This window comes from Pedobacter yulinensis, from assembly GCF_003029735.1.
Classification (GTDB): Bacteria; Bacteroidota; Bacteroidia; order Sphingobacteriales; family Sphingobacteriaceae; genus Pedobacter; species Pedobacter yulinensis.
This window is the reverse complement of sequence record NZ_KZ686269.1, coordinates 25,843-42,814: the sequence shown is the minus strand read 5'-3', so window position 1 is coordinate 42,814 and position 16,972 is coordinate 25,843. Positions and strand designations below refer to the sequence as shown.

Annotated in this window: 11 protein-coding genes; 4 read left to right on the top strand and 7 right to left on the bottom strand. The window is 50.6% G+C overall.

The annotated features are described in order from the left end of the window. Nucleotides 1-30: 30 nt before the first annotated feature. From C7T94_RS07470 to C7T94_RS07455, 4 genes are all read right to left on the bottom strand, one after another. Nucleotides 31-1,686, bottom strand: a complete 1,656-nt coding sequence (locus C7T94_RS07470; RefSeq protein ID WP_204353236.1) for a RagB/SusD family nutrient uptake outer membrane protein — start codon at nt 1,684-1,686, stop codon at nt 31-33. Nucleotides 1,687-1,696: 10 nt separating this feature from the next. Beyond that, on the bottom strand, nt 1,697-5,014 hold the full coding sequence (locus C7T94_RS07465; RefSeq protein ID WP_162618590.1) for a TonB-dependent receptor: 3,318 nt from the start codon (nt 5,012-5,014) through the stop codon (nt 1,697-1,699). Between the two features lie 218 nt (nt 5,015-5,232). Continuing rightward, nucleotides 5,233-6,402, bottom strand: coding sequence for a FecR family protein (locus tag C7T94_RS07460; RefSeq protein WP_107214765.1), 1,170 nt, complete (start codon nt 6,400-6,402; stop codon nt 5,233-5,235). A 49-nt stretch (nt 6,403-6,451) separates the two neighbouring features. Further along, a complete protein-coding gene (locus C7T94_RS07455) occupies nt 6,452-7,039 on the bottom strand; it encodes an RNA polymerase sigma-70 factor (protein WP_107214764.1) in 588 nt (195 codons plus the stop codon). 281 nt (nt 7,040-7,320) lie between these two features. On the opposite strand from C7T94_RS07455, the gene C7T94_RS07450 reads away from it, so the two are divergent. The 3 genes from C7T94_RS07450 (at nt 7,321) to C7T94_RS07435 (ending at nt 11,473) form a co-directional block, all read left to right on the top strand. Next, a complete protein-coding gene (locus tag C7T94_RS07450; protein ID WP_107214763.1) occupies nt 7,321-8,004 on the top strand; it encodes a DUF421 domain-containing protein in 684 nt (227 codons plus the stop codon). 896 nt (nt 8,005-8,900) lie between these two features. Continuing rightward, nucleotides 8,901-9,902, top strand: a complete 1,002-nt coding sequence (locus C7T94_RS07440) for a Gfo/Idh/MocA family protein (protein WP_107214762.1) — start codon at nt 8,901-8,903, stop codon at nt 9,900-9,902. Nucleotides 9,903-9,907: 5 nt separating this feature from the next. Beyond that, the gene (locus C7T94_RS07435; RefSeq protein WP_107214761.1) at nt 9,908-11,473 is read left to right on the top strand and encodes a TPM domain-containing protein; all 1,566 of its coding nucleotides are present in this window, start codon (nt 9,908-9,910) and stop codon (nt 11,471-11,473) included. 36 nt (nt 11,474-11,509) lie between these two features. Here the strand turns inward: C7T94_RS07435 and C7T94_RS07430 are convergent, their stop codons facing one another. The 3 genes from C7T94_RS07430 to C7T94_RS07415 form a co-directional block, all read right to left on the bottom strand. Then, nucleotides 11,510-12,439, bottom strand: a complete 930-nt coding sequence (locus C7T94_RS07430; RefSeq protein ID WP_107214760.1) for a sugar phosphate isomerase/epimerase family protein — start codon at nt 12,437-12,439, stop codon at nt 11,510-11,512. An 89-nt stretch (nt 12,440-12,528) separates the two neighbouring features. Beyond that, on the bottom strand, nt 12,529-13,383 hold the full coding sequence (locus tag C7T94_RS07420; protein WP_107214759.1) for an HD domain-containing protein: 855 nt from the start codon (nt 13,381-13,383) through the stop codon (nt 12,529-12,531). A gap of 75 nt (nt 13,384-13,458) precedes the next feature. After that, the gene (locus C7T94_RS07415) at nt 13,459-14,703 is read right to left on the bottom strand and encodes a cation:proton antiporter (RefSeq protein WP_107214758.1); all 1,245 of its coding nucleotides are present in this window, start codon (nt 14,701-14,703) and stop codon (nt 13,459-13,461) included. A 132-nt stretch (nt 14,704-14,835) separates the two neighbouring features. On the opposite strand from C7T94_RS07415, the gene rnr reads away from it, so the two are divergent. Continuing rightward, nucleotides 14,836-16,971 (top strand): ribonuclease R, encoded by a 2,136-nt coding sequence (gene rnr / locus C7T94_RS07410; RefSeq protein ID WP_107214757.1) that lies wholly within the window; start codon nt 14,836-14,838, stop codon nt 16,969-16,971. Nucleotide 16,972: the final 1 nt, after the last annotated feature.

Here is a 16,972-nt window from a genome sequence, read left to right as displayed (position 1 = left end):
GCGGCAGAGCCGCCGGAAAAGCTAAGGTAATTATTTGAGATTCGGATTAATATTGACTTCAGCCTGGGGTACAGGCCACAGCTCATCCTGACCGGTGCGGAAAGCTTTACTGGTTACATACCAGCGACCCGCCGGATCGGTAAGGGGTCCCTTTTTGCGCAGGTTTACAGCACCGGGAAACGGGGCCCCATAAAAATCGCCCTGCAGTACCGTACCAATGGTTTTCCAGCGCAACAGATCCCAGTAACGCAGGCCTTCAAGTGCGAGTTCATTCCTGCGTTCACGACGCAGGATGGTGCGCAGGGCTGTACTGCCTGTGGCGGTTATACGAGGCATATTCACCGAATTGCGGCCCCGCACCTTATTGATCGTAGCGTCAAGCAACGCCTGGTCTAACGGGTCGCCGTTTTCAAGCCTGGCTTCGAGGTAACTCAGCAGCACTTCGGCATAACGCACAACCGGGAGGTCGATGCCTGAATTCTGCAGGTCACCGCCACTAAACGCTTCACTATTGAATTTTTTTGGCGCAAACCCTGTACGCGTAGACTGTTTGGTGGTACTGGTCTGATCGGCAGAGGCAGTGTTATCGGGGTGGCTGTTGTACACAATGTTCTTGAACGGACGTCCGTTGTACAAAATGGTAAAGCGCAAACGTGGATCGCGGTTTTTGCCGATGTCGGCGGCATCGTACCGCGGGTCGCTGAAAGAAAAAGGCGTACCGTCGGTAAATTCATACGACTCAGCCAGGCTTCCCAAGGGGCAGAACAACATGAACCCGCCGAACTGGGCGGGATAGTTGTGCTGCATCATGGCATTCGGCGCCAGGTCCTGAAGGTACTGCGTTGCAAAAATGATCTCCCTGCTGCTTTCATTGGTACCGTTAAAGAGGCTTTCGAAATCAGGATCAATGCTGTTTTCGTTCAGGTCAATGATTTGTTTGAAAGCTGCTGCCGCGTCGGCCCAGCGTTCCCTGCCCAGGTTCAGGCGGCCCAGAAACGCAAGTGCTGCCTGGGCCGTAGCCCGGCCGCGTTCACTTCCCGGCAAGGCCGCTGCCCTTGGTAAACTGGAAACAATCGCGGCAAACTCGGCCGCAGCAAAATCCTGAACCTGCTGTTTTGTTGCCTTGGTCACCGTATTGGCCTCTTTCAGGGTCAATGAACGTTGTACCAGGGGTACTGCTCCAAAATATTGCGAAAGGTAAAAATACTGACAAGCCCTGATAAACCGTGCCTCGCTGATCATTCGGGCTTGTTTTACCGCATCGACCGGGGCCTTGGCCAGGTTCTCCATAAAATAATTACAACGTGCAATGCGGGCGTAACTGGCAGTCCAGTAATTGGCCAGGTAACTGTTATTATTGGTCAGTGTGCCGTTGGTCAGGGTGTTGAAGCCCGAATTCTCGCCACGGCGGTCGTAGGCATTGTCGGTGGCCATTTCCAGATAAAGTAAGCCGTGGTAAGACCACCAGTCTGTGGCCGAATATTCAGGCCCCGGCGGGTTGAAGGCCATCTGGATGCCTCCCCTGTATACACCAGCCAGCGCTAGCATAACATTTGACTCTGAGGTCCAGAAAGTTTCATTTGAGAATTGGTCGAGCGGCGCTTTGTCGAGCGATTTGCGGCAGGAAGCCATCAGCGTAACAATGGCCATGAACGCAATAAGAAGTTTGTTGATATGTATTTTCATGATCTTACAGCTAGAAATTGACGTTTAAACCTAAAGTGTAATTGGCCAGGATGGGGTAATAGCCGCCGCTGGTATTGATCTCCGGATCCCAGCCGGTCGGGTATTGGCTAAATGCGAAAGGATTCTGCGCCGTACCGTATAGACGCAGGCTGCGCAGGCCAAGTTTTTTTGTCCATGCCCCGTCAAAAGCGTAACCAAGCTGGATGTTGCGAACTTTGAGGTAACTGCCGCTCAGCAGCCAGAAAGAAGAACTAAGCGTGTTTGGGGTGCCCTGGTTCGAAATCACCTCGAGCCGCGGATATTTGGCGTTGGGATTCGGGTTGGCTTCGCTCCAGTGACTGTCCAGCTGCCAGCGCTGTATATTCCCATTCACATTAAAGGCGTAGCCCGCATATCCCGATAACATTCCTTTTACCCCGGCAACACCCTGCAACAAAACTGAAAGTTCGAAGTTCTTGTAACCGGTGCGCAGACTGAGCCCATAAGTGTAGCGCGGAATCTGGCTGCCCAGCACAGTACGGTCATAGGTGGCATCGACTTTCCCATCTGGCACACCGGCAGGCCCGCTGATGTCTTTGTAGCGAATGTCGCCAGGCCGTACGCCCGGGTTGATGCTTTTTTGATTGGCGTAGGCAGCCACGTCACTGGCGTCGCGGAAAAGACCGTCAGCAACATAACCATAATAGACATTCATCGGGCTGCCAATAAACAGGTTGCTGCCGTTGCCCACAAGCCCGTTTGGCTGAAGTACGTTGCCAACACCCAGGTCAAGGACCTTGTTGCTGATGATGCTGAAATTTGTATTGATGCCATAACTGAATGCCCCCGCCTGACCGTTGTAATCTGCCGTGAACTCCCAGCCGCGGTTGCTTAGTTTACCTGAATTCTGGACGCCAACAGCCGTGCCCAGCACTTTTGAGACGCTGTTACCCGGGCTAACAAGAATGTCGTAGGTATAACGGTCAAAATAAGTAACGCTTAGGTTCAGTCTGCTTTTAAACAGTGTGGCATCCAGGCCGATATCTTTGGTTCTTGTTGACTCCCACCTGATGTTCGGATCGACCAGCGTCAGGTTGGCTACGCCGGTTGCGAGCGTATTGCCGAAAACGTAATTCTGCCCCGACGAGAGGACGTTCTGGTAGGCATAATTACCAATGTTCTGATTTCCGAGGGTGCCATAAGAGCCCTTTAGTTTCAGATCGTTCAGCCAGCTGAATGCATTTTTCAGAAACTTCTCCTCTGAGATTCTCCAGCCAAGCGCAACCGCAGGGAAGAAGGCGTATTTGTTGTTCTGCGGGAAACGGGAGGAGCCGTCGTACCGCAGGGTGCCTTCGACCAGGTAGCGGTTTGCGAAGCTGTAGTTCAGGCGGCCAAAGTAAGAATCGAGGGTAAACTCGGCGGCCGTGCCATTATTTTTCTGCGTTCCCGCATCGCCGGCATTCAGTTCAGTCAGGTTATTGCTGAAATACCCGGACCTGCTCGCAAAAGCCGAACTGTTCTGTGTGTATTCGTAAGAATGTCCCAGCAGTACTCCAAAATCACTTTTGCCTAAAGAACGTTTGTATTCTGCCAACTGCTGCAAGGTCTTGTAAACACTGCCGTCTGTCTGCTGGTTCAATGTGCCCGGGCCCAGTACCACGTTGGCGGTAAGCCGCTGGTTGGCCAAAAACCGCTGAGAATTGGCGCTCAGTTGCGTGTAAGCTCCGATGGCCGAAATTTTTAACCCGGGAATGATGTCCCAGTCCAGCCGCGCGTTACCCAGCAGGTCTGTCTTTTTTTCCTGGAAGAAGGATTCGTTTTTTGAATAGGTATAAGGTGTACCCTTTGCTACGACACCGAGGCCGAAATCCCCGTTGCTGAGTTGGTAGGGATAAACTGCCGGTACGCGGATCACCTGCCCGATGGTGGTGATCATATCAGTCCAGTCGAGCGAAACGGGTGGCGCCGGCTGGTTGTCCAGGTACTGCGCGGCAGAAAACCGTGTGGTCAGTTTCAAATTTTTTGCCAGCGTATTGGTCAGGTTAAGACGCAGGTTGTAACGGCTGTAGTCATTTTTTTCGACAATACCGTTCTGATAAAGGTAACCAAAGGCCAGCAGGTACTGCGTATTTTTTGTCTCGTTAGATAAACTGAGGTTGTGGCCGGTTTGCAGGGTCGACTTTTTTAACACCAGGTCTACGTAATCGATGTTTGGATAGTTATCGGGATCTGTACCGTCTCTGAATTTCTGGATCTCTGCCTCGGTATAGGAACCGGGCTGGGCCTCGTTCAAGGCTGCCGCATATTCCCAGGAATTGGCAAATTCCGGGTAAGCGGTGGCGCGCTGGCTGCCGGCGTAGCCATTGTAACTGATCCGTACCTTTCCATCGCTGCTCTTTCCTGATTTTGTTGTTACCAGGATTACGCCATTTGCGGCACGCGAACCGTAAATAGCTGCGGTTGAGGCATCTTTCAATACTGAAATGTTCTCCACATCGTTCGGATCAATGTCATTGAACGAGTTGACAGGAACACCATCCACCAGGATAAATGCCCCCGACGCAGCACCAAACGAACCCACTCCCCTGATCTGGATATTGCCGCCGCTGCTGCCGGGCTGCCCGCTTCGCTGGATGATGGTCACGCCAGGGAGCTGCCCTGTCAGTGCATTGGAAAGGGATGGCACCGGCCGGTCGTTAATCTGCCTGGCAGACAACTGGGCAACCGAACCGATCAGGTTGGCTTTTTTCTGGCTTCCGTAACCAACCACAACCACATCGTTCAGGTTAGATGATTGCTGCACCAGTTTAATGGTCAGCGGTACGCCGGCCTTTGCAGGTATTTCCTGGGTGATATAACCGATGTAACTCACTTCCAGCACCGCCTGGTCAGGAACGTTTTTAAGTGTGAAGTTACCGCCGGTATCAGACATGGCATTTTGGCTGCCGCCCTTTACCCTTACCGTGGCGCCAGGCAGCCCTTCGCCGTTTTCGTCAAGTATACGGCCGGTTACATCCATTCTTAGCAGCACAGCAGAAAGCGTTGAAGATTTGCGCTTTTCCTGGACAATGATCGTTTTTGAATCGATAACAAACTCGAGGGGCTGGCCGGCAAACAGGTCTGCCAGCGCCTCGCCGAGCGGCGCTTTGCTGAAAGAAACGGTAACCGGGCGGGCCAGCCGCATGTCTTTCTGAATATAGAAAATATCGTAGCCGGTTTGTTTTTTTATATCCCGGAGTACCTCTTCAAGACGCACATTTTTCTTGAAAAGCGTTATGGGTGCCTGGGCAAGACCGGCTGCGCTGATTTGCAGGCTAGCCAAAAGCATCAAGAGAACCGATAATTTCATGGTGCGGAATAGTTGTTTGTAAGCAGTGCGTGAGGGTACGACTGCCAAAATTAATTTTTCATACATTTGGTGGTTTGGATTGCGGTTTTTTGGGACAAAAGATCCCTTGTAACCTGGTTAACAGATCAGTTTGTAGTTGATGACCGGATGTGTTTTGATCCTGACAAGGCCGGGGGACGCTCCAACGCCTCCGGCTTTTTTGGATCTGCGAGGGGTAGTTATGGCGTCACAGTAATCCTCCTTCCTGCTACTTTAAATTTTATTTTTTTGCTCAGCTCGAGCACCCGCAAGACCTCGTCGAGCCGTTTAGATCTTGAAATGGAGCCGCCAAAAGCAAGCTGCGACAGATCGCCTTCGATCCTGATTTCCACGTTGTACCAGCGGGCTATCTTGCGCAGCGATGTGCGGATGTCTTCATCTGTGAAATTGAATTCGCCATTCTTCCAGTCTATGATCTTTTCGGTGTGTACCGCTTTGATGCCAAAGCCGTCGCCGGAAAAGACCGCCTGCTGCCCAGGTTTTAGCATGGCTTCGGTAGCATGTATCGCGCCCCTTGCCGGTTTGTTTGCCGGGGGCTGTTTCAGACGCACGCTTCCTTCAAGCAGCGTTGTCATGACCGCTTGCTCATCAGGATATGCGTTAACATTGAACTCGGTGCCCAAAACCTCCACAACCTGCTTGCCGGCGGTGACCCTGAAGGGTCGGGCGGCGTTTTTCGCCACCTTAAAATACGCCTCGCCATGCAGCTCTACGCGTCGTTCGTTGCCCGCAAATGCAGCCGGGAAACGAAGCGACGAAGCTGCATTGAGCCAAACCTGGCTGCCGTCTGGCAGGACAACCTGGTACTGCCCCCCCGCCGGCGTTTCTATTTGGTTATAGCCGCCGGCCGCAGGTGCCCCGGTTCCGGAAACTTCAGGTTCATACACCAGCTGCCCGGACATGGTGTTTCTGATTCCCAATCCCGTTTTTGCGGCAAGCGCGCTGTCGGGCTGATCGGATAGCCTGATCTGCCGGCCGTCGGCGAGCGTGAGTACGGCCCGGTAGCCACCCGGGGCAATGGACCTGGCGGCCATTGCACTGCTGCGGTCCGGAGCAGCGGCGAATTGATGTTCTTGTTTTCTTGTCAGGTAAATGCAGGCTGCCAACAACACAACGGCGGCAGCAGACAGCCATCCCCAGCGCGCACCCGCAGCGCGTTTGCGGATACCGGCAGATTCCAGGATACGGCCCCGCAGCTCCGTTTCCAGCTGCACCGGTTCTGCTTCGGGAATTTCAATCCGGGAATCATCAAAAGAAGTATACCACCGCTGAATGCGCTCTTTTTCTTCTTTTGTAGCTTTTCCCGCAAGGTAACGCCCGATCAGATTTTTTAAGTCCTCTTCCTGCATACAGCACTCTTTTCATATATGTAGCCTGAACAGGGGCTGGCACCTATGTCTAGGTAAAGAAAAAGAGAAAAAAAAGGTGGAAATTTCTGACGACCAGCCGCAGCCTGCCCAGGGCCTTATGAAGTTGGTTTTCAACCGTGCTGACCGAAAGCTGGAGGCGTTCGGCGATCTCGCGGTTGCTGAGGTGTTCCTCACGGCTGTATTTGAAAATAATGCGGCACTTTTCAGGCAGCAATTCGACTTCTTCGCGAACCATTTTTAGCACCGCCCTGTAATGTAAAACATCTTCCGTATCTGCGCAGCAGCCATGATCTGGCTGCAGCTGATCCTGATAACTGGCGCGTACGCTGCCTTTTCTAAGTTCTTCGAGCACCCGGTATTTAACTGCAGTAGCCAGGTAGGGTCCGATTTGATCAATTCGCTGCGCTGCACGATGTTTCCAGAGCCATACCATGACGTCATGCACAACATCTTTCGCCTGTTCCAGACTCTTGAGGCGATTGTATGCGATACCCAGCATGGTCTTCCAGTAGCGCCTGTAAATCTCGGAGAATGCATCACTGTCGCCAGTGTAGAGGCAATCAGTAAGCTGCCCATCTGAGAAAGCAGCGTATTTAGTCTTGAGTTGCGCGTCCATGCAATTAGTTTCTCAAGATAGAGACAAATTACCGGACATTCAAAACAGCCTCCAAAATCCCATTGTATTTGGCTCATTGTGAAGATTTTTTAACCGTGAATTATTGCGCAGTGGACGTGCTGACCGCAAATCCCTCCGTATAGCTTTAAAAAATTTTCAGACACGGAGGCCTGAAAATCTGAAGAGGTAAACGCATAGGCCTGCGGGCGCCACAAACGGACAAGTCGGTTTTAGTCTCTAAGGGCACTCAAACTGTTTTGGTATTGGATTGTTAAAAAAACATGCAAATTGACTGGCTGAAGATTTTTTTACATGATCTAGATTTCTCCGCCGCGGCGACAATCGTGATCAAAACCATTATCATGTTTGGCCTTGTGCTGGTTTTTTTGCGATCGTCGGGAAAAAAGGGTGTAAGACAACTGAGTATCTTCGAGGTAGCCATCATCATTGCTTTGGGATCGGCTGCCGGCGACCCGATGCTGAACGATACGGCGGCCATTATTCCATCGATCATTGCATTTGCAGCCATTCTTGCAACCTACAGGTTATTGACTTACCTGGCAGCTAAAAGCCAGGCCGTAGAGAATGTCCTGGAAGGCGTCCCCATGTCTATCATAGAAGATGGCCGGTTCACCATGGAAGAAAGGAGCTCCAATACATTTGCTAAAGATGAGTTTTTTGCAGAAATGAGGCTGCAAAACATTGAGCATGTTGGCCAGGTGCGCAGGGCCATACTCGAAACAAACGGTCAGGTAAGTTTTCTTTTTTTTGAAGATAACGATGTCCGCTACGGATTGCCGGTACTGCCCGAGTTATATGACAAGAAAGACCAGGGTGTTTCAAAAAGCGGCCGCTATGCCTGCACACGCTGCGCCAATGTAGAGGAACTGCAGGCCGATCAAGCATGCCCGCGGTGTCAGAACAAGGAATGGGTGCCAGCCATTAACGCCCGGCGCATCACTTGATCTGAAGATGTTCTGCCCAGGAAAATAATTAGTTTATCAGATAGCCCAGGGCGTACATGAAGTGATAATTTTCATATAGCCTTCAGTTGCCGGGGCTTTTACTCCTTGTCGTTAAACAGGTTGGCTTCAAATTTCGATTCAACGATATAGCGGTTGGGAGCAATTTGCTTCACATCTATAATTTCAAATATCGAATTGTCCTCAATGGTATTGTCAAGACCCGAGCGCACCACAATTCATGGCGCCAGATAACAATTGCGGTGAACATAACCGAACCACGCGTAGCGTATTTAAGTCTGGAACAGCCCGGTGAGGTATCAATCGTCCTCTCGAGGAATTGGCAACATATTCTGACCGTGAAATTTCAGATATTTTAAAGTTTAACCTTCTTCAAACCTAACAAACAGGCTTTTAAACATACTTGGTTTGTCTTCGAATAGACCAAAGCTGTGGTATCATTTAATGTTTCGGGATTCATAAACAAAAAATCCTGTAACCAGCCGGTCACAGGATCTTTCATGTCTTGTTTTCCTACATGGATTCGAACCACGATCTTCAGAGCCAGAATCTGACGTGTTACCCTTGCACCATAGGAAAGTCTGTGTTTATCGCCTCCTTCCGGCGGCGTTTCAGGTTGCAAAAATAAATATTCCCTTAATTTTCACAAAACTCACTTCTGGCAGAAATAACGAAAAAAATAAGAACGCACTGAAAATTAGTTAGATAATTTTTCATTTCTCCGCGTAGAATACGTGGCTTTTATTCGCGTTCACAGCTTGCATGCAGATTGGCCCTGCGAGTTTCCTGCATTCAAGCAAGCCTGCCTGCAGCTGAAATGCGATGAGGTTCATGGATAAACGCAGCGAAATTTGTTTCTTCGTACAGATACAAAGCAAATGACACAAATAAACTGGGGAATGATCGGTGCCGGCGATGTGACGGAAGTAAAAAGCGGCCCGGCATTCAGCAAGGTTTCCGGCTCGAACCTGGTTGCTGTAATGCGGCGCAACGCCGAAAAAGCGGCAGATTATGCCAAAAGACATGGCATAAACCGCTGGTACGATGATGCGCATGCCCTGATTAATGACGCCGGCGTAAACGCAATTTACATTGCTACGCCACCGGATACCCACGAGTTGTATACCCTCGCGGCCCTGGCGGCAGGCAAGCCGGTGTACGTGGAAAAACCGATGGCCCTGGATGCAGCAAGCTGCCACCGCATGCAAATGGCGGCAGAACAGGCTGGCGTTAAACTGACCATAGCCCATTACCGCCGCGAACAGCCTTACTTCAGCAAAATTAAAGAGCTGCTTGATGCAGGCGCCATCGGCCGGCCCCTGCTTGCTGAACTGAAATTTCACCAGCGGCCCCTGTCTGCGGAAACCATTCGCGAACCAAAAATGCAATGGCGGTTAAACCCGGCTTTATCCGGGGGCGGCCTGTTTCATGATTTGGCTCCACACCAGCTTGATCTCATGCTGCATTTCTTTGGCAAGGCGGTACAAAGCCAGGGTTTTGCCCGCAACCAGCTGCACCAATACAACGCAGACGATGCCGTATCAGGCCAGGCCTGTTTTGAAAACGGCCTGCTTTTTTCAGGCAGCTGGATGTTTAACGCCCCTGCAGATACTGACCGCTGCCTCATTACCGGGACGGATGGCGTGCTTGCCTTTTCGGTGTTTAGCGGCGAAGCCATTGTTCTTGACCGCGAACAGGAGCGCCTCAGCTTCTCGTTTGACCCGCTTCCACATGTTCAACAGCCCATGATTGCTGCTGTAGTGGACTATTTCCGTGGCGAGCGGGACAATCCCTGTTCTCCTGCAGACGGCGTCGAAGTTCTGGCCATGATGGATGCATTTACACGTAATAAACAAGCCTGGCCGGCGTTTCAGCCCTGACACCTATGAAAATAACCGAAGCCCTGCGGCGATATCCTGTCCTGTACCTGTTCTGCGCCTGCCTGTTCCTGTTTTCCTGTTCGGAGAAAAAACCCAGTTCCGTTCTGGACAACATTCCTGATCCGAAAACGCTCGGCGAAAGTTATGTCAGCAATCCGGACCAGGTGCTTTCCGAAGCAACCGTCTCTGACCTGAACAGCAGGCTCAGCCTGCTCGACCAGGCTGGCGTTATCCACATTGATGTGGCCGTGGTGAAATCGATCGGTGAGCTGGTTCCAAAAGAAACAGCCCATGAGCTTTTCAGGAAATGGAAAATAGGTGATGCAGAGAAAGACAACGGCCTGCTCATCTTACTGGTACTCGACCAGCGCCGCGTGGAATTTGAAACGGGATATGGTATTGAAGGCGTACTGCCTGACGTTATCTGCAAACGCATTCAGCAGCGTGTTATGCTGCCTTTTCTTAAACAATCGAACTATGACGAAGCGGTAAGCCGGGGCGTTGAAGCAGTCATCGGCCAGGTTGAAAAAGACAACCGGCAGGCTGCTGCTGCCGACTCGTCTGCAGCTGATACCAATGCATTGGCCCCTGTCCCACCAGCCGGTTATATGATGCCTGAACAACCCGCAACAGAGGCGATCCAGGCCGATCCGGTGCAAATTACCGAAGAAAGTTCCCGTACGTCATTTCTTGAACAGGAAACAGGATTCGGTACACTTGTCGTTTGCAGCATCTGCTACCTTGTGCTGGCTGCGACAACGTTATATCACATCGGCAGAAATAACCCGAAGATCGCCGGATTGGTTAAGGCGCTTATTTTTGTTCCACTTTTGCTGTTACCTGTGCTGGTCAGCTTCGGTTTTGTCAGCTGGAGTATCTGGCAAACTGTTCTCTCTTATTACCTTGTGCTGGTTATCTATATCCATGTCTATTGCCTGGTGGTCCTGGCCGGTCTGAGGCGATGGCCCGAACGGCATGCCCGCTACCTGTATTTGGACCGCAAACTGCACGGGCTCGAGTGGACGGCCTACGTGTTTCCGTTCCCACTTCTTTTTATCTTCTGGGTTTTCTTTCGCCGCAAGCTTCATCACTACCGGTACGACGCGTACACTTGCGGTACCTGCGGCAAGGCCATGCAACGGCTTGAAGAGACGGCAGATGACCAATTCTTAACGGCAGCACAGCAAAAAGAAGAGTCGCTCCGGTCGGTTGATTACGATGTTTGGCAGTGCGTGCCTTGCCAGCAGCAACTCATCCTGTCTTATGAGAACCTGGAAAGCGCCCTTAAAACCTGCCCTTCCTGCAGCACAAAAGCCCTGCAGTTTAAGTCCAGGAAAACGGTTAAACGAGCCACCAAAAAGGCCGAAGGCTGGGGCCTGGCCACGTACGCCTGCAGCCACTGCCAGGCCACGCAGGAGGAAAAGTTTACAATTGCGCGCATCCCCGAGTCTTCAGGCAATTCGTCTTCATCCTTCTCATCTTCCTCATCATCTTCATCGGGTTCATCAAGTTCATCGTCTTCAAGCAGCGGCGGCTCTTCGGGGGGCGGGGGTGCGGGAAGCAGCTGGTAAAAAAGAGCCGGTCAGTTGTGAACTGCCGGCCAGATTTTATTTGAAATGCCCGCGGACTTTCTCCAGTAAGACTTTGGTTTTACGGATACCTTCATCGGGCGGAAGCTTTGAGCCCTCATACTCAATTCCCACAATCCCGGACCAGCGGGCAGCCTTGATGATCTCGAACATTTTGATGTAATCGATCGTCGTTTCATTTCCGGAAGCATCAAAATCAAAGCTCTTGGCGCTGACACCCTTGGCATAAGGCATAAGTTCTTTTACACCCTGGTAACGGTCGTACTCTTCTGTGCTGCTGATGCGAAAGTTACCGAAATCAGGAAGCGTCCCGCAATAAGGGCTGTTTACCCCTTTCATAACCGAAGCAAGCCACTGCCCGTTCGATGAAATGCCGCCATGATTTTCAACGATCACATTGATCTTATTTTGACGGCCGTAATCTGACAGCATGGAAAGGCCCTCTATTGCAGCACTTTTCACCTCATCGGGTGTTCCGCGTCCGGCAGCATTTACCCGGATGGTCCGGCAGCCCAGCGCCTTCGCCACATCAATCCATTTATAATGGTTTTCAACCGCTTTTTTGCGCGCCGCCGCATCGGTGTTGCCCAGGTCTCCCTCACCATCTACCATGATCAGGTGATTGCTTATGCCCAGGTCATCTGTACGTTGCTTCAGTTCTTTTACATAAGCCGGGTTGCTTTCCTGCTTTTGAAAAAACGGGCTGACATACTCGACAATGTCGATACCGAAGTCTTTTTTGGCTTTCTCGGGAAAGTCCATGTTTTTCAGCTTGCCTGAAAAAAGTACCGGATTGAGCGACCACTGTGCCAGTGAGATCTGGAAAAATTCTTTCTTTTCGCTGCCTGCAAAAAGATCAAACGGCAGGGCTGCGCCAAGCGCAAGCCCTCCTCCAGCGAGGGCTGCCTTGCGAAGAAAATCTCTTCGGGATTCGGAAGATGGGTTCATACTTTTGGTTTGGGTTAGTTCTTGCTAAAGTAACCATTTCCTCACAATTACCTCAATGATGCAAGGCTTCAAGAAAAAAAACGTGCCGATTAAATAAACAGTGCCCGCAAAAAACGTTTTTTAATCTGAAGGGGCTGTTCCTTTTTAAGGAAAGCCTGATATCCCTCCTGCCGCCTGATTGCCTGTATGGCTTCCCTACCCTCTGCCGTGCTCCTGATCTTGTTGAGCAGTGCCGTATCATCTTTGAGCAGGTCGCTTTCAGACAGCTGCCCGCGTTCCAACAGCTGGCCGATCAGGACAGCCATGCGTTTGTTCGCATACAGGTAAAGTGGATTCATAAAGAATTCTGCATTCAAACGCGCAAAAACCGAATCGATCCAGCCTGCCTTTTCTTCGTTGGTCACAACAATACAGCCCTCATGCGTTGTACAGCTTTTCAAAAATGCGCCGGCCTCGCCGCGTCCGATCATCCCGGTATGCAGCGCATCGCGCAGTGTATAATCCAACCGGTCGGCGCAAAGATAGGGCAACGGCTGCTCGAGAATCGAAAACTCAGCCTGAAACAGCCTGTCTACACAATAACCATACTTGTCTAAAATGGCAGGGATTTCAGAACGCTGAACCACTTCTTTGAAGATCTGCTCATGGTAATCTTCTGCTTCATTGGCAAAAACGTAGTCGGCTACATGGGAGAATGCAGTATGAGACACATCGTGCAGCAGGCCGGCGATCTGTTCTTCTTCGGTACCGCCCAGCATTCTGACGAGCAGGCAAACCCCGATAGAATGCTCCAGCCGCGTATGCTGAATGTCGGGATTGACCAGGAATATGGCGCCGCTCTGGTGAATACCAGCAAGCCGCTTCATGGCCGGTGTTTCCAGAAGTTTTTTAAATACGGCAGGAAGCATAACGCTTCCATAGAGCATGTCGTTTACTTTAATCATGGGCAGAGGTTCACTGCAATTATACTAAAATAATTAGCAAATCGTAGATTTTTGTTTTCAACAGTCTGGCTCACGTTAGTCAGCTTTTGGCAGTACCCTGCTGGCCAACCTGCCAATGGTCAGACCCTGTACCACGATCGAGAATACCACGACAAAATAGGTGATAGAAATGAGCAGCCCTTTATAGGGTCCTTCGTCCATTGACAGGGCAAGCGCAATGGATACCCCGCCCCTCAGGCCACCCCAAACCAGGATTTTTATCGTTCCTGAATCGAATTTAGACTTAAAGGGAACCAGCTTTGCAGGGATCCAGATCGACAAAAACCTGGAAAACAAGACCACGGCGATACCGGCCAGCCCCACAAGCCAGTATGACCAGATGTTGGGGATAATGAGCAATTCAAAACCAATAAAAAGGAACAGGATGGCATTCAGAATCTCATCAATCAGTTCCCAGAATTTGTTCAGGTAATCTTTCGTTACCTCAGACATGGCTGTGTTCTTGCCATAATTGCCAATGACAAGCCCCGCGGCAACCATGGTCAGCGGCCCGCTGATGTGGATAGCCTGGGCAATCAGGTAACCGCCCATGACGACTGAAAGGGTAATGAGTACGGAAACCTTGTAGTCATCGATCTTGCGCATGGCATTCGAGGCACCTATACCGAGCAGGGAGCCGAGCAAAAAGCCGCCAAGTGCCTCCTTGACAAGCAACCAGGACACGTTTGCAACCGACAGCTCAATCTCGCTGCCCTGGGCCAGTTGCAGGATCACCGCAAAGACCACTACGGCAACCCCATCGTTAAAAAGGGACTCGCCGGCTACCTTCGTTTCAAGCGCTTTCGGCACTTTAGCCTGCTTCAGGATACCTAGCACCGCAATCGGATCTGTCGGTGAGATCAGCGCGCCAAAGAGCAGGCAATAGATAAAAGGGACCTGCAAACCCAGGACAGGAAACACCCGGTAAAAAATTGCACCTACAGCAAGCGTCGAGATAACCACGCTGACGGTCGAGAACACGACAACCGGCAAACGCTGTTCGCGAAGGTCGGCCAGGTGTATATGAATGGCGCCCGCAAAAAGCAGAAAATTCAGCATGGCGCCCATCAGCACTTCGGTAAAATCCACATCGTTCAGCAAGCCAGAAAGGTGGCCCAGCGTTTTGGGAAATATGTTGCCGGTAATGACCAGCATGACGGAAACGGCCATGGCAATAAGCATGACGCCAATGGTAGAGGGGAGTTTCAGGTACCTGATATTCAGGTAGGCAAAGAAAGAAGCAAGGACGATCAGTACGGAAAAGGAGTAGTAAAGTTCCATTAAAAATAGTAAAGGATCAGCAATTAAACACCATCCCCCGGCAGGGGAAATAGGCAATATAACACATTGGAAGCAGAAACCGGCCTGATTTTAGCACCAAAAGTGTATCTTCGAAACATTCAGCAAGTATCTATGGCCAAGAAAAAAATGTCACATCTTAAATTGATCCTGTCAAAGCTGATCAGTGATGTGTTTGAAAAAAATAACAACCAGCCCCTGAACTACAAGCAGGTTTCTGCGAAGCTGAACCTGAACGACCAGGAATCGCGCGATACCATTTTTGAGATCCTGCGCGAGGAAACAGAAAAAGGCACATTTGCCGAGCCTGAAAAAGGCAAGTTCAGGCTTAAAGAACTCAAGAACTTTATAACCGGAACTGTCGATATGACGGCAGACGGCTCTGCTTTTATTGTACCTGACGACGAATTTGAGAAAGACGTGTTCGTTGCGCCGAAAAAGCTCAAAAACGCCTTGCATGGCGACCAGGTTAAGGTATATGTCTTTGCCAAAAAAACCAGCGGCCGCCGCAATGAAGGTGAGGTGATCGAGATCGTGAAACGTGCCAAAATGGATTTTACAGGCGTCATCAAAATATCCCAGCGTTTTGCTTTCGTCATTGCAGACGACAAAAAGATGATGCAGGATATTTTTGTGCCCTTAGAAGAACTTAACGGTGCTAAAAACGGGCAAAGGGTGCTGATCGGTCTGACAGACTGGCCCGAAGGGGCTAAAAACCCGGTCGGCACGGTCAAACACATCCTTGGCGACCCGGGCGAAAATGACACAGAAATGAACGCCATCCTGGCGCAGTACGGTTTTCCGCTTTCATTTCCCGACCAGGTAGAAAAAGAAGCCCAGGCCATTGAAGATGTTATTCCCGAAGAGGAGGTAAAAAAACGGCGTGATTTCAGAAATGTCCTGACCTTCACCATCGACCCTGCCGATGCAAAAGACTTTGACGATGCCATTTCTTACCGCAAGTTAGAAAATGGCAATTATGAGATCGGTGTACACATTGCCGATGTATCACATTATGTGTTACCGGGAAGCGAGCTTGATAAAGAAGCTTACAGCCGGGGCACATCTGTTTACCTGGTAGACCGCGTGATCCCGATGCTGCCCGAAAGGCTGAGCAACGGCGTGTGTTCGCTCAGGCCAAATGAAGACAAACTTTGTTTTGCAGCCGTTTTTGAACTGGATGATGATGCAAACGTAGTCCAGGAATGGTTTGGCCGTACGTTAATCCATTCGGCGCACCGTTTCAGTTATGAAGATGCCCAGGAGGTGATCGAGAGTAAACAAGGGCCCTGTGCTGAGGAACTGGCCACGCTAAACCGCCTGGCCTACAAACTCAGGGACCGTAAATTCCGCAGCGGCGCGATCAGTTTTGAAACGACAGAGGTCAAATTCAAGCTGGACGATGACGGCAAGCCCATCGGCGTCTATGTGAAGGAACGTAAAGATGCGCATAAGCTCATCGAAGACTACATGTTGCTTGCCAACAGGCGGGTAGCCGAATTTATAGGCAAGAAACAAAAAGGAAAGAACAAACTGACCTTTGTATACCGCGTTCACGATTCACCAAACATGGAGAACCTTACTGCCTTTGCACAGTTCGCAGCAAGGTTTGGCTATAAGATCAGTACCAAGTCTGACAAAGACATTGCCCGCTCGCTCAACCACCTGATGGAAGACGTGGAAGGCAAAAAGGAGCAAAATGTATTGACTTCCCTGGCCATCCGCTCGATGGCCAAAGCCATCTATACCACTAAAAAGACCAGCCACTACGGCCTGGCATTCGATTTTTATACCCACTTCACCTCCCCCATCAGGCGGTACCCGGATGTCATGGCACACCGGCTGCTGCAGCATTACCTTGATGGCGGAAAATCTGTCGATGCCGAAACTTACGAAGTAGCATGTACACATGCCTCGGCAACGGAAAAACGTGCGGCCGATGCCGAACGTGCTTCGGTCAAATACAAACAGGCCGAATACCTGGAAAACAACATCGGGCAGGAGTTCAAAGGGATCATTTCCGGCGTTACGGAATGGGGCATGTATGTAGAGATCGAAGAGAACAAATGCGAGGGCATGGTGCGGCTGCGCGAAATCAGCGACGATTTTTATGTACTCGACGAAAAAAATTACTGCATTGTCGGGCAAAGGAAAAAGAAGAAATACCAGCTCGGAGACGAGGTGACCATTAAGGTAAAGAAAGTTGACCTGGGCAAACGCCAGATTGATTTCTCATTGGTACAGGATTAAA

What these genes read in the sequence shown, in the direction of transcription:
- C7T94_RS07420 (WP_107214759.1), bottom strand. Translation starts at nt 13,383, where the DNA reads ATGATTAAAGTAAACGACATGCTCTATGGAAGCGTTATGCTTCCTGCC.
- rnr (WP_107214757.1), top strand. Translation starts at nt 14,836, where the DNA reads ATGGCCAAGAAAAAAATGTCACATCTTAAATTGATCCTGTCAAAGCTG.
- C7T94_RS07435 (WP_107214761.1), top strand. Translation starts at nt 9,908, where the DNA reads ATGAAAATAACCGAAGCCCTGCGGCGATATCCTGTCCTGTACCTGTTC.
- C7T94_RS07430 (WP_107214760.1), bottom strand. Translation starts at nt 12,439, where the DNA reads ATGAACCCATCTTCCGAATCCCGAAGAGATTTTCTTCGCAAGGCAGCC.
- C7T94_RS07460 (WP_107214765.1), bottom strand. Translation starts at nt 6,402, where the DNA reads ATGCAGGAAGAGGACTTAAAAAATCTGATCGGGCGTTACCTTGCGGGA.
- C7T94_RS07415 (WP_107214758.1), bottom strand. Translation starts at nt 14,703, where the DNA reads ATGGAACTTTACTACTCCTTTTCCGTACTGATCGTCCTTGCTTCTTTC.
- C7T94_RS07465 (WP_162618590.1), bottom strand. Translation starts at nt 5,014, where the DNA reads ATGAAATTATCGGTTCTCTTGATGCTTTTGGCTAGCCTGCAAATCAGC.
- C7T94_RS07470 (WP_204353236.1), bottom strand. Translation starts at nt 1,686, where the DNA reads ATGAAAATACATATCAACAAACTTCTTATTGCGTTCATGGCCATTGTT.
- C7T94_RS07450 (WP_107214763.1), top strand. Translation starts at nt 7,321, where the DNA reads ATGCAAATTGACTGGCTGAAGATTTTTTTACATGATCTAGATTTCTCC.
- C7T94_RS07440 (WP_107214762.1), top strand. Translation starts at nt 8,901, where the DNA reads ATGACACAAATAAACTGGGGAATGATCGGTGCCGGCGATGTGACGGAA.
- C7T94_RS07455 (WP_107214764.1), bottom strand. Translation starts at nt 7,039, where the DNA reads ATGGACGCGCAACTCAAGACTAAATACGCTGCTTTCTCAGATGGGCAG.